The following is a 257-nucleotide window of genomic DNA, read 5'->3' on the forward strand; positions in this document are numbered from 1 at the left end:
TCCTCCAAGGCTAAATACTCGTAATCGACCGATAGTGAACCAGTACCGTGAGGGAAAGGCGAAAAGAACCCCGGGAGGGGAGTGAAATAGATCCTGAAACCGTGTGCATACAAACAGTAGGAGCCTCTTCGTGGGGTGACTGCGTACCTTTTGTATAATGGGTCAGCGACTTACATTCAGTGGCAAGGTTAACCGAATAGGGAAGCCGTAGAGAAATCGAGTCCGAACAGGGCGATAGTCGCTGGGTGTAGACCCGA

Annotated in this window: 1 rRNA gene; it reads left to right on the top strand. The window is 51.0% G+C overall.

Features of this window, described 5'->3' with window-relative positions:
* Positions 1-257, top strand: a 23S ribosomal RNA gene (locus GJ698_RS30345); the annotation flags it as partial.

It is taken from the genome of Duganella aquatilis, assembly GCF_009674565.1.
Taxonomy (GTDB): domain Bacteria; phylum Pseudomonadota; class Gammaproteobacteria; order Burkholderiales; family Burkholderiaceae_D; genus Rugamonas; species Rugamonas aquatilis.